The sequence below is a fragment of the Enterococcus sp. AZ140 genome (assembly GCF_051714405.1).
Taxonomy (GTDB): domain Bacteria; phylum Bacillota; class Bacilli; order Lactobacillales; family Enterococcaceae; genus Enterococcus_B; species Enterococcus_B pernyi.
In genome coordinates, this window is sequence record NZ_JBIORU010000001.1 from 380,960 (window position 1) to 393,145 (window position 12,186).

13 protein-coding genes are annotated in these 12,186 nt (G+C 34.0%); 11 read left to right on the forward strand and 2 right to left on the reverse strand.

What is annotated here, in order from left to right; all coding sequences use genetic code 11:
• Positions 1–292: 292 nt before the first annotated feature.
• Positions 293–1,735 carry a helix-turn-helix domain-containing protein gene (locus IGJ39_RS01835; RefSeq protein WP_019724099.1) on the reverse strand — a complete coding sequence of 481 codons (1,443 nt, stop codon included), beginning with the start codon at positions 1,733–1,735 and terminating at the stop codon, positions 293–295.
• Positions 1,736–1,851: 116 nt separating this feature from the next.
• Here IGJ39_RS01835 and IGJ39_RS01840 point away from each other — a divergent pair, with 116 nt between their 5' ends.
• The 7 genes from IGJ39_RS01840 (at position 1,852) to IGJ39_RS01870 (ending at position 6,635) form a co-directional block, all read left to right on the forward strand.
• Positions 1,852–2,451: an NUDIX hydrolase N-terminal domain-containing protein gene (locus tag IGJ39_RS01840; RefSeq protein WP_019724098.1), complete on the forward strand. Its 600-nt coding sequence runs from the start codon at positions 1,852–1,854 to the stop codon at positions 2,449–2,451.
• A gap of 68 nt (positions 2,452–2,519) precedes the next feature.
• Positions 2,520–2,972, forward strand: coding sequence for a MarR family winged helix-turn-helix transcriptional regulator (locus IGJ39_RS01845; protein ID WP_019724097.1), 453 nt, complete (start codon positions 2,520–2,522; stop codon positions 2,970–2,972).
• 13 nt (positions 2,973–2,985) lie between these two features.
• Positions 2,986–3,513, forward strand: coding sequence for a GNAT family N-acetyltransferase (locus IGJ39_RS01850; RefSeq protein WP_019724096.1), 528 nt, complete (start codon positions 2,986–2,988; stop codon positions 3,511–3,513).
• Between the two features lie 3 nt (positions 3,514–3,516).
• The gene (locus IGJ39_RS01855; protein ID WP_019724095.1) at positions 3,517–4,227 is read left to right on the forward strand and encodes a B3/B4 domain-containing protein; all 711 of its coding nucleotides are present in this window, start codon (positions 3,517–3,519) and stop codon (positions 4,225–4,227) included.
• Positions 4,228–4,446: 219 nt separating this feature from the next.
• On the forward strand, positions 4,447–4,857 hold the full coding sequence (locus tag IGJ39_RS01860) for a hypothetical protein (protein ID WP_019724094.1): 411 nt from the start codon (positions 4,447–4,449) through the stop codon (positions 4,855–4,857).
• Positions 4,838–5,098 (forward strand): hypothetical protein, encoded by a 261-nt coding sequence (locus tag IGJ39_RS01865; protein ID WP_019724093.1) that lies wholly within the window; start codon positions 4,838–4,840, stop codon positions 5,096–5,098. Before IGJ39_RS01860 ends, IGJ39_RS01865 begins: the two co-directional genes overlap by 20 nt.
• 226 nt (positions 5,099–5,324) lie before the next feature.
• Positions 5,325–6,635, forward strand: coding sequence for an NCS2 family permease (locus IGJ39_RS01870; RefSeq protein WP_010736459.1), 1,311 nt, complete (start codon positions 5,325–5,327; stop codon positions 6,633–6,635).
• Positions 6,636–7,421: 786 nt separating this feature from the next.
• Here the strand turns inward: IGJ39_RS01870 and IGJ39_RS01875 are convergent.
• Entirely contained in the window at positions 7,422–7,484 is a 63-nt protein-coding gene (locus IGJ39_RS01875) for a hypothetical protein (protein ID WP_141566826.1), read from the reverse strand.
• A gap of 346 nt (positions 7,485–7,830) precedes the next feature.
• Between IGJ39_RS01875 and IGJ39_RS01880 the strand changes: the two genes are divergently transcribed.
• The 4 genes from IGJ39_RS01880 to IGJ39_RS01895 all read left to right on the forward strand — a co-directional run bounded on the left by IGJ39_RS01880 (position 7,831) and on the right by IGJ39_RS01895 (position 12,182).
• Positions 7,831–7,983: a leucocin A/sakacin P family class II bacteriocin gene (locus IGJ39_RS01880; RefSeq protein WP_039729568.1), complete on the forward strand. Its 153-nt coding sequence runs from the start codon at positions 7,831–7,833 to the stop codon at positions 7,981–7,983.
• An 87-nt stretch (positions 7,984–8,070) separates the two neighbouring features.
• Complete coding sequence (locus IGJ39_RS01885) at positions 8,071–10,149, forward strand: peptidase domain-containing ABC transporter (protein ID WP_019722551.1); 2,079 nt, start codon at positions 8,071–8,073, stop codon at positions 10,147–10,149.
• A 24-nt stretch (positions 10,150–10,173) separates the two neighbouring features.
• The gene (locus IGJ39_RS01890) at positions 10,174–10,470 is read left to right on the forward strand and encodes a bacteriocin immunity protein (RefSeq protein ID WP_019722550.1); all 297 of its coding nucleotides are present in this window, start codon (positions 10,174–10,176) and stop codon (positions 10,468–10,470) included.
• Positions 10,471–11,123: 653 nt separating this feature from the next.
• Entirely contained in the window at positions 11,124–12,182 is a 1,059-nt protein-coding gene (locus tag IGJ39_RS01895; protein ID WP_438764150.1) for a hypothetical protein, read from the forward strand.
• Positions 12,183–12,186: the final 4 nt, after the last annotated feature.

A 12,186-nucleotide genomic window follows, 5' to 3' on the forward strand; every position in this document is an offset into this window, starting at 1 on the left:
AGCTATTTTCTCAATTTCTGCCTTAATACTTGGAGCTGAACGGTTTTTTCACAACCTAGATAAACGGTGTTCAAGAAGCAACACTTCAATAATAAGCCAAAAAAATCAAAAATGAAAAAGCCATTTTCGCTTTTTCTGTCTTATTACTCAGTGCTGAACGCTTCTTTCACAACCTGATAAACGGTGTTCGAAAAGCTGACCTTCAACATTAAGCTGAAAAATCAAAAAATATGGAAAGCTATTTTCTGATTTCCCATCTTACTGCTCAGGTCATATCGCTTTTCTCACAACCTTACAAATAACTTCTAAATGTGAGTTCGGTCAATTGGTCGAGCTCGTTTTTGGTTGGTATGGTAGAGATGTAGATGATTGGTATTGGGACTTGATCGAGGGGGGTGTTTGAGACGAACAAGTCGTTTTTATGGAACGTGATGTCAGAAAGTTGTGATAATTCTACTGGGATCAATTGAACTCGTTTCCCAAAGTAATCATTTAATTCTTGTTGCAAAAAGGCTTTCCAAGAGGGTTCGCCTTGAAAGAAGAAATATAGGTTCAATTTATTGGGACGAACGGATAAGATCGCTTGCTGGATCAAGAATGATAAGAGGCGCAAAAAGTATTCGTCTTCTTGAACAGGTAACTCTTGTTTCAGTTGCTCAAGTAATTCTTGTTTGAATGGGTACAACTGTGGATATTGTTGCTCATATTCTTCCAAGAAATAGTGATACTGCAAATTCAACTGCTCGATCAAGATAGGTGATTCATGATATTTCAACAATAACAAGATCAGGTTATCAGCAAGTTTTGTCTCGTTTAATTCTTCTAAGTGCAAGGTATCAGCTAAATCTTGAACGAATTGTTTGATCTTGCCCGAAAAAGGATAACTTTGCAAGATATCTGCCACGGGTTCTTGGTATTGATTGTTGTAATTCCAACTTTCTAAAAAGCAAAAGAAAGCAAAAATCAATTCATCTTTTTGTAAATAAACGCCTTCTAATTCGTAAAGTTCGGTCAATTCCGTAGCATACGTGGAGAAAAGAGTATCTTCAGGTTCAAAGAAAGAGTCCTCGATACGGCAGTTTGCCTTAACACGTATCGTGTTGATGAAAAACCAGCAAATGCCAAAAATCTCTTCTGTTTCAACAGAAAAAGGGGTTTGCTTCAAGCGTTTCAAAAAACGAAAGTAATGGGATTCATGGATGGAATAATCTTCAAAAAAATAATTATTATGAGTAAATGGCATCAAAAGACGATGATAAAACAAGCGGATCGCATTCTCAGAACCACTCATCGTACTTGTATATTTTGTCAGCTTGATCTGTAACCCATAACGAAGGAGTTGGCGATTGACTTTTCTTGTATGGCGTTTCAGCGTTTCGTAAGAAAGTCCATTGGCTGCTAAGAAATTGGTTGTGGAACATTCCTTTGTAAACAATAGTTCTTTGATCAATTGTACACTGACGGATTGCTTTAGAAACAATTCCCACAGATCATTGGCAAGTAGATTTTTTTGATTGAGCAAACGAATCCCTGACTGATCACTATCGATCAACCAGCCATCAGGTAACTGTGAACGGATCACTTGTAAATCGGAAAAAATCGTACGCTCTGTTGTATTGGTTTCTTCAGCAAGCTCATTGACAGTGATTTTGGGATGGTTTAAAAGTAGTTCAATCAACGTGACTTGTCGTTGTAAATCCTTTTCAGTGATGATTTGGTGCATGAGCGAGTACATCCAACATCCCTCCTTTTAAAACAAATTATAACACAATCCTTGACTTACATAAGCGGTTTCTTGTAGTTTTGGAGTAAGAGATAACAGCGTGGATTTATTGAAAGGAATGAATTGTAATGACAACAAAAATCGAACAATACAAACGCTTATTAGCGATAGCAGAAGCAGGTCTATTCTACGGGAAAGATCCATTTGACGAAGAACGTTACCAAGAATTGAAATCGATTGCTTTATCATTATTAAGTAATGGCGATAAGGAAATCGAAGAACGCCTTGAATTGATCTTAGAACAAAATGAAGGGTATCCCACACCAAAAGTCGATGTACGTGCCTTTATCAAACAAGAGGATAAAGTACTGTTAGTGGAAGACAGCCATACAAAAGAATGGGCATTGCCGGGCGGTTTTGCGGAAATCGGCTATTCACCAAAGGAAAATATTGAAAAAGAGGTGAAAGAAGAAACCGGGCTAACGGTGACGGTGGATCAACTACTGGCGATTTTTGATACCAATACCCGAAAAGATATTCCACAAGCCTTTCAATACTATAAAGTCATTTTTGGATGTTCAATCATTGGAGGTTCTTTTATCACGAATAATGAAACTTCAAACAGCGCCTTTTTTGCATTGGATGATTTACCTACTCTTTCCCAAAAACGGACGACAGAAGAACAGCTTGCGATCTTAGCGAAAGGTCATTTGCCTTATTTTGACTGATCAATATATTTTTGTTGCATTTGCAACAAAAATCAGTACAATAAAAGTACAACTAAAGGAGAGAAGAGATGGCTGAGATCATAAGAGAAATCGGCGCGATAGCACGAGCGTTAGATTCGATCAGTAATATTGAGTTTAAAGAAGTCGCTTTGACGAGGGGGCAATACCTGTATCTCGTTCGGATTTGTGAAAATCCAGGTATCATTCAAGAAAAAATAGCCGAAATGCTTAAAGTCGATCGAACGACAACTGCCCGTGCGCTGAAAAAGCTGGAAAGCAATGGCTTGATTCGACGTGTAACGGACGAACAGAACAAGAAAAACAAAATGTGTTATCCAACAGCCCAAGGAGAAGCACTTTATCCGATGATCATCCGAGAACACCATCATTCTACGAAAGTCGCTTTAGCTGGCTTGTCTGAAGAAGAAATCCAACAGTTGGAAAGATTATTGACACACGTAAGGAAAAATATCAGCGAAGACTGGAATTTTGTAAAAAAGGGCAATAAACGCCTGTATTGAAAGGGATGTTGGAGTGGAAAAGGTAGAAATCAGACCGATTGTGGGAAGTGAAGTGGAACGCCTTCAAGCAATCAGCATTGAAACGTACACAGATACTTTTGGCGAATATAACACGCAGGCAGATATGGATGCATATCTTTCGCAAGCATATGATTTGCAGCGATTGACAAAAGAACTGATCCATCCAGAATCAGCTTTTTTCTGGGCACTAGATCATGGCGAAATTGCGGGTTATCTAAAACTGAACACAGGAAAAGCACAATCCGAGGAAATGCCTGAGGATCATCTAGAAATCGAACGGATCTATATTCGACCACCCTATAAGAAAAAAGGGATCGGCACTCACTTGATGAACTGGGCGTTGGCTCAAGCGAAAGCACAGGGAAAAACAGCTGTGTGGTTAGGTGTGTGGGAACATAATGATCCCGCCCAAGCTTTTTACCGTAAGCATGGGTTCATACGCCAAGGACAACATGTGTTTTATATGGGAGACGATGCACAGATCGATCATATCTTAGTCAAAAAAATCAATGAGGTGTAACGAATGAAAAAATTTGTAGCAGATCCATCATTTTGGGAAGTGTTCCCAGAAGCAAAAATCGAGATCCTAACGGTAGAAGGGATCAATAACGAAGTCGTTGAAGAAAACAAAGCAGATTATTATGACAAATTGAATCGTGCTGCTAAAGAAGCAAGAAATTATTTAACAGAAGAACCTTTTAGTCAAAATGAAGTGATTGCACAATGGCGTCAAGCGTTTACCCAGTTCAAGACAAAAAAAGGCGCACGTTCATCGATCGAAGCACTGCTAAAAAGAGCCAGTCAAGGTCGCGAATTTTTCCCGATCAGTCCGTTAGTGGATATCTATAATAGTATCTCTTTGCGCTTTGGCGTACCCTGTGGCGGAGAAGATCTTGACACGATCGTTGGGGATCTTCATTTGGGTAAAGCCCAAGGTGGAGAAAATTTCTTGCCATTAGGCGCAGAAGCAGATGCGCCCGCATTACCAGAAGAAATCATTTATTATGATAAAGAAGGCGCAGTTTGTCGCTGCTTTAACTGGCGTGAAGCGCAACGGACTATGTTAACAGAAAAAACGACGAACGCTGTGTTGGTGATCGAGGCAGTCAACGCACAACAAGCAGAAGTTGCCGGAAAAGCAATGACTGCTTTACAAGAAGACATTGAACGAACATTTGGTGTAACGAGTACTAGACAAACAGTGACGAAAGAACAACCAGAAATCACTTTGTGACCGGACACGTAGGAAATAACCAAAACGATGGAGTCACTCGTAATCTTCAAACAAAGCAAACTTGAAGATTGCGGGTGATTTGTCTTTTGATCGCTTAACACGAAAATAAGCAACCTTCGCTCAATCATCTTGTGCTTAATAGCAGTGACTTCCACTAAGTGTGTTTCCGCTTTCGTGCTATAATGAAAACAAGCTTTTATTTAGAGGAGGCGTTGTCAAATGATCCATAAATCTCGTGTCATGCTATACGTCGAAGATGTCGCGTTAGTCAGTCGGTTTTTCGTTGAGCAATTGAAGGCAGAAATAGTAGAAACGTTGGAATTGCCAGAGGAATATCAAAGCATTGTCTTGCGTATGTCGCAAGAATTGGAGTTGGCTATTTTTCCTCGGACATTCGTTGAACGATTTTCACCAGAAGTGTTAGGACCACCACCGTCTATGATTTTCTTTACAGATAAGTTTGACGAACTTTACGAACAAATCGAAACAGCTGGTGAAATTTTGGAGAACAATGGCTTGTTGACGTTTAACTTTTCCGATCCTGAAGGAAATTTTTTTGTGATTGCAAAATTAGAATCGACAGAAAAAGTAGATGAAAGGGAGACAGAATATGAAAATCTCGATCACTGAAACACTTGAAGATTATTTCAAAAAGCAACGGATGAAAAAGAGTGATAAATTGAGAATGAAGAATTTGAAATCTGGGAAAAATCCTGCCAAAGGATGGAATAAAATGGTCGATACAGGCTTCGGTGGTTTAAATTCTTTAGATTATCGTGGGAAAGGGAGTAATTTACCGATCAGCCAAATCGACAATCAGCAATTTCGTGCGGAAGAACAAAAGCGAATCGGTAAAGAAACCCATAGATAGAAGCTTCTTCAACTATTGTGTACTTAGTTTTATTTATTAGTAATCGACATACTCTTCTCTAAATGAAAGCGGAATAGGTAAATAGTAATGTTCGGATTTTTGATTAAATCCGAATTTTTTGTTTACTTATTTCTTTATTTGGGATAATATTAAACACGTTGTTTTATTAATAAATCTAATATAGTAAGAACTTTTTTATAAATGTTCGGTTTTAGGGGGATGAACGATGAAGGAAAAGATACTTTCCTACTTCGAGATTGACGCACTGAATACGACGGTGAAACGTGAGATACTGGCTGGGTTTACGACATTTATCTCTATGGCATATATCTTATTTGTCAATCCAACAGTACTTGGTGCTTCGGGGATGGATGAAGGGGCAGTGTTTACTGCGACAGCATTAGCCAGTGCCATTGGCTGTATTTTGATGGGGGTCGTTGCACGCTACCCGATTGGAACAGCACCTGCGCTAGGAATCAATGCCTTTTTTGCTTACTCGGTCTGTTTAGGTATGGGGATTCCATGGGAAACAGCATTGGCAGGAGTGTTTGTCGCTTCGTTGATTTTTATTTTGATCACCATTTTTAAATTACGTGAGATGATCATTGATGCCATTCCAACAGACTTGAAGTTTGCGATTTCTGGCGGGATTGGTTTGTTTATTGCCTTTCTAGGCTTGAGTGAAGGTGGCTTGATCGTGGCAAATGAATCAACTCTTGTTGGCTTAGGTTCATTGAGTGTCGGTTCCACTTGGTTGACGATTTTTGGTTTGATCGTTACTGCGGTATTGTTAGTTCGTCGCGTACCAGGAGGGATTTTTATCGGGATGGTAGCTACCACACTTCTAGGACTAGTTACTGGACTGATTCCTATGCCTTCACAGCTTGTTGCGGCAGCACCTAGCTTGAAACCCACTTTCTTAGTTGCATTGAAACACGTTGGTGATATCAATAGCTTACAAATGTGGGTAGTCGTTTTGACGTTCTTGTTAGTGACATTCTTTGATACAGCTGGAACATTGGTTGGCCTAGCAAACCAAGCCGGTTTCATGCAAGATAACAAAATGCCACGTGTTGGGAAAGCATTAGCTTCGGATTCTACTGCGATGTTAGCTGGTTCATTGTTAGGTACATCGCCAGTTGGGGCTTTTGTTGAGTCATCCGCAGGGATCGCCGTTGGTGGACGATCTGGATTAACTGCAATCACAACAGGGATTTTATTCTTGTTCGGATTGTTTTTCTCACCATTATTATCAGTCGTGACTTCACAAGTGACTGCACCTGCGCTGATTTTAGTTGGTGTGTTGATGGCCCAATCATTACGTCAGATCGAATGGGGAAAAATGGAGATTGCGATTCCTGCTTTCTTGATCTTGATCGGTATGCCGTTGACTTATAGTATCTCAGATGGGATTGCATTAGGATTCATCTTTTATCCAATCACCATGCTAGCAGCAAAACGTGGCAAAGAAGTCTCACCGATCATGTACGCGCTATTCTTTGTCTTTATAGGATTCATGTGGATCTTGAATGTTTGATTGATTTAGGTAGAACTTGAGTGTTCATTCGCTTTTAAAAGAGTGTGGGACAGTCCAATCGCCCTTTCTCGAAAATAAAAAACGAGTCTGATTTTGATGTGTTTTTGTCAAAATTGGACTCCTTTTTAGTCATATACACACTTTTTATCCATGTGTTCCCCTAATTTCCTTAGATCTAGTGCCATGAGCGCCAATCTGATATCACTCGCCCACGTTAGTGAAAACGTTAGCACACCAAGTGAGCCTTTAGATGACCGGTCACTGGTTCGACGAGTTTGTGACAGAAGTGTTTTGACCTGAGCAGTAAGATAGAAAATTGAAAAATTACTTTTTATATTTGACAATTTTTTAGCTTAATGTTGAAGGAGCCGGTTTGCAAACACTGTTTATTTAGTTTTAAGGTATGAAACAAAAATGAATTTTATTTTTTGTCCCACCCACAAATCGAACCGTTGAAAAATAAGGACTAGAATATGACGACATGAAATGAATCGATCTTTACGATAATAATTGTTTAAAATATATGTGGTCTTTTGAATACACTGATAAAAACTTTGTTAATTACGTAGCAGCAACCCTACAGTCCAAGTTTATACGATTAGTTGAAGAGATAGTTCTAAAAAAATTGAACATACAAAGGAAAAAGATAAATGAGGTACCATTTGAATAAAACAACAAATCATGATATGATTGTTTTGCAGAAAAAGAACATGTGAACACTGAAGCCCTAGAGTAGTAGGATACTCTAGGGCTTTTCTTTTTTTGGCTAATGCCGCCGTATTTGTTTTACTTCTTGTTACGAGTATTTAGCCAGTACTCGTATGTGGCTACTAGTAAACCGACAAGGATGTGGAATTAGGCATACACGAATACTTTTTCTTGCTCGTAAGACCGTAGGATAGACAACTATTTATTTGTTTAAAATATTTTTTTAGATTTAGGCAAATTAATCAAAGTAAGTATATTTACGATTATGACATTAAAAATAACTTTTATGACATCAAAAGCTACGTTTATGAAATCCATATTTATAATAAAATAAAATGTGTTTTTAGATGACAAAATTGTAAGTTAAAATAACGTGATTTTAAGCAAGAAAATATAAAAAATATGCTATCTTTTAAATAAGGACAATTATTTATTGTTCAAAAAAAGAGAGAAGGTTTAAGTTTTGAAGAAATTAACAGCAAAAGAAATGTCACAAGTAGTAGGTGGAAAATACTACGGTAATGGAGTCTCATGTAATAAAAAAGGGTGCAGTGTTGATTGGGGAAAAGCTATTGGCATTATTGGAAATAATTCTGCTGCGAATTTAGCTACTGGTGGAGCAGCTGGTTGGAAAAGTTAATTTAAGCCTTTTATTTTAGTGTATTATATTTTTAGAATACTCATTCAAAAATTCTATGGATGAGTATTCTTATTTATAGGTGATTCTTTGAGACAAAAATTAATAAAACAGTATAATGAAGTTGATTGTGGTATAGCCTGTATGCAGATGATTTTAAATAATTTTCATTCATGGATTTCAGTGGAAGTTTTAAGAGACTTAACTGAAACCGATTCTGAAGGTACCTGTGCATTAGGTATAGTTAACGGATTTGCTAAATTAGGAATAAATTGTGAAGCCTATAAAGCTAATAGTGATGTATGGAAAAAAAATGAGTTCAATTATCCCGTAATTGCTAATATAGTAACGAATAATCAATTTCTTCATTATTGTATTGTATATGGTATGAAAAAAGAGAAATTGTTAATAGCTGACCCTGCGATTGGAAAATACAAAGAATCAATAGAAAAGTTCAACAATAAATGGACTGGTGTTATTTTAGTTGCTGAAAAGACACCTGATTTCCAACCCATAAATAATACAAAAAAAAGTTTTTTTTCTTCAATAAGTTTATTAAAAGATCAATATAAAAAAATTTTATTGGTGATATTATCTTCATTAATAATAACAATTATAGGAATACTATCAAGTTGCTATTTTAGAATTTTAATAGATTGGTTACTTCCTGAAAAAGACTTTTTAAATCTATTTATGATATCAATTAGCTATATCATAGGCATTTTTATAACAAGTATATTTGAAATTACAAGAAGATATAATTTAGAAAAGCTAGGACAAGATGTAGGTAGAAGCATTTTATTTAAATATTTAGAACATATTTTCATTTTACCAGCTTCCTTTTTTTCTAAAAGAAAAACTGGAGATATTGTCTCTAGATTTTCTGATGCTAATAAAATTATAGAAGCTTTAGCTAGCTTTACCATATCTATTTTTTTAGATTTAAGTTCAGTCATTGTTGTGGGGATTATATTGATCAATATTAATAAACAATTATTTTTAATAACGTTAAGTTCTATTCCATTTTATATACTAATTATATTAGGATCAAATAAAAAAATGAGTCGATTAAACGGAGAAGAGATGCAAAAAAATTCAATAGTTGATTCTAATTTTATTGAAGGATTAAACGGAATATATACTATAAAAGCACTTTGTAGTGAGAATAAGATTGTAAATCAAATATATAGAAGTTTAAATGAATTTTTTGATGTATCACTAAAGAGAAATATGTATGATTCTATAATTCAAAATTTAAAAATTTTGGTTTCTCTTTTAACCTCGGCTTTTGTATTATGGTTTGGTTCGTATTATGTTATCAATGGAGAAATTACAATAGGAGAACTAATAACTTTCAATTCATTATCTATATTTTTCTCTACACCTCTACAAAATATAATAAATCTACAAGAAAAATTCCAAAAAGCACAAGTTGCAAATAATCGGCTTAACGATGTATTTTCTATAAATAATGAAAATAAAGACAAGTTTATTCATTTGGCTAAATTAACTGAAAAAGCAACGATTACATTTGAAAATGTATATTTTAGTTATTCTACTAAATATCCTAATGTGTTAGATAATATGAGTTTTTCTCTACCTGTGAGTAAAAATATAGGAATAAAAGGTGATAGTGGTGCTGGGAAATCAACTTTAGCACAACTTCTAGCTGGATTTTATTCTCCAGATAATGGAAGAATTTGTATAAATGAGCAAAATATTGAAAATATTAATAGAAAAGATTTACGTAAGTTGATTACCTATGTGCCTCAAGAATCTTTTATTATGAGTGGAACTATTAAAGACAATTTATTTTTAGGTTTAGAAAGTATTCCTGATGAACAAGAACTCGAAAAAGTACTGAAAGATACTTGTTTATGGAGTTATATTACTGCGCTTCCTCTAGGACTTGATACGTATTTAGAAGAAAATGGTGCGAATTTATCAGGTGGTCAAAAGCAAAGAATTGCTTTAGCAAGAGTTTTATTATTAGGAAGTAAAATTTTATTATTAGATGAAGCTACGAGTGCTTTAGATTCTAAAACTGAAATGTTGATTTTTGAAAAATTATTAAAGTACCCTAATAAGTCAATCATTATGATATCTCATAATGATAAATTAATAGACAAGTGTGACTTAATCATTGATTTAGACGAAAGGGATTCATAAAAAGGAATCAAGGAGGATGAATATATGAGTAATTTAAAGTGGTTTTCTGGTGGAGACGATCGACGTAAAAAAGCAGAAGTGATTATTACTGAATTATTAGATGATTTAGAGATAGATCTTGGAAATGAATCTCTTCGAAAAGTATTAGGCTCCTATCTTAAAAAGTTGAAAAATGAAGGAACTTCAGTTCCGTTAGTTTTAAGTCGTATGAATATAGAGATATCTAATGCAATAAAAAAAGACGGTGTATCGTTAAATGAAAATCAATCTAAAAAATTAAAAGAACTAATATCTATATCTAATATTAGATATGGATATTAGTGATTTCTTTATTCAAAATGCTAGAAAAAAGTAGATTTAAGGAAATTCAATTAGATAGAGTTAATTTTTATCGGTGTCGTTAAAAATACTTATAAATAGTTATTGGTTGTGGGAATGTATAACGATTTTAATTGAATCCCTATTGTTAATTCTAATATCCTGAATAAGTTACTAAAAGTTACAAACAAGTAAGACAATTAATAAAAGGGGTCAGAAGCTTTTAAGTTTTTGATCCTTTTTAACTAGCTTATTTTATAATTCTTTCAGCTGTTCACTTAATTAGGTTTAGTAAGATATTTACCTAGAGTCCAACAGAGTATACCTTGTTGGGTTTTTAATATAATATATAACTTGTTTACAGAATAAAAGGTCAAGGATACTGGGCAATGAAATCAGATAATATATTTGATTTATGTATATTTATTATTTTTAGGAAAAGAATAAAGGAGTTGAAAGTAAATGGAAGGTGTTATAAACACATTCTATATAATAAATTCTAATATAAAAAAGAATTTATTAAGTGATTATACTTTAGCAACTATTGAAGTAAGTAGTGGGAATGTATATAAAAAAACATTATACCCAATCAATTAGCACAAGAAATTCCAACGATTTACAAAGATATAGAGAAAATATTATCTAATGAAAATGAATTGTTAAATTATAGAGATTTAATTTTTTTTGATAGTAAATTATTAATTTCATGTGTCTCAGTTCTGTTACCAATTAAATTGGAAAAAGAGTATGTATTTCCAATAATGTATTTATATCATGATGGAAGAAAAATCATTAGAATGGCACATTCTTTTAGTGAAGCGGATATTAAAACAAATCATACAGTTCTACCTGAAACTTCATTCTATTCGTATCACTACCCACACGGTTTAAAAGCTTATAAAGAAGTAAGAGAAGAGTCAAATAAAGAAAAGATTAATGTACAAGATGTAATTAATAGCTATATAAAAACTTTCTTTGAAAAATGTGAAAAAAATCAGTTAGTTCAAGATTATAATATTTTCATAATCACTAGTGATGAAAATCAAAATAAACAAACTGAAAAAAAATTATACTCAATAAGTAAATCTCCATATCAAACAATACCTAAAGAACAAGAAATTGAGCACAATAAATTTTTATTAGATAAAATGACAGTTTTCTCAAATTCAAAGAAAAGCGTAATTGCTATCGGGAAAAAGAGAATTCAAGAAATGAAAGCAGGAGAATTAGATACTGATATACAAATACTCGGGAATATACAAGGTGTATTAGAACTAATTTTATTAAAAAGATTTGCCAATCTCATATTTAGTTCTGATTCTTGGGCGAACAAGAATATTTTAAAAGCGAAGAAAAAAAGACGAGAGTATCTTATCTCAGAAAATTTAACTATGTTTTCAAATTATTACAGTGGAGTTGAATTATATTACTACTTTAAATCAAAAATCATTCCTTTAGAAACTGAACAAATGTTGCAAGAAATTGATAATATGAACTTGGACATAATAAATAGTGAGATTGAAAATAAACTAAATAATAGTGAGTTTCTAATATCTAGTTTAGGAGTGTTACTATCTGTTATATTTTCTTACGAACCTATAAAAAATGTAACTACGGATTTGGGTGTAGCGGATCAAAAATTTTATTGGTATATTGGAACAAATATAGTGGTAATACTTTTTATTATTTTTAATAGAGTCAATTCGAAAAAATAAGTGA

What these genes read in the sequence shown, in the direction of transcription:
- IGJ39_RS01835 (WP_019724099.1), bottom strand. Translation starts at nt 1,735, where the DNA reads ATGTACTCGCTCATGCACCAAATCATCACTGAAAAGGATTTACAACGA.
- IGJ39_RS01840 (WP_019724098.1), top strand. Translation starts at nt 1,852, where the DNA reads ATGACAACAAAAATCGAACAATACAAACGCTTATTAGCGATAGCAGAA.
- IGJ39_RS01845 (WP_019724097.1), top strand. Translation starts at nt 2,520, where the DNA reads ATGGCTGAGATCATAAGAGAAATCGGCGCGATAGCACGAGCGTTAGAT.
- IGJ39_RS01855 (WP_019724095.1), top strand. Translation starts at nt 3,517, where the DNA reads ATGAAAAAATTTGTAGCAGATCCATCATTTTGGGAAGTGTTCCCAGAA.
- IGJ39_RS01860 (WP_019724094.1), top strand. Translation starts at nt 4,447, where the DNA reads ATGATCCATAAATCTCGTGTCATGCTATACGTCGAAGATGTCGCGTTA.
- IGJ39_RS01865 (WP_019724093.1), top strand. Translation starts at nt 4,838, where the DNA reads ATGAAAATCTCGATCACTGAAACACTTGAAGATTATTTCAAAAAGCAA.
- IGJ39_RS01870 (WP_010736459.1), top strand. Translation starts at nt 5,325, where the DNA reads ATGAAGGAAAAGATACTTTCCTACTTCGAGATTGACGCACTGAATACG.
- IGJ39_RS01880 (WP_039729568.1), top strand. Translation starts at nt 7,831, where the DNA reads ATGTCACAAGTAGTAGGTGGAAAATACTACGGTAATGGAGTCTCATGT.
- IGJ39_RS01890 (WP_019722550.1), top strand. Translation starts at nt 10,174, where the DNA reads ATGAGTAATTTAAAGTGGTTTTCTGGTGGAGACGATCGACGTAAAAAA.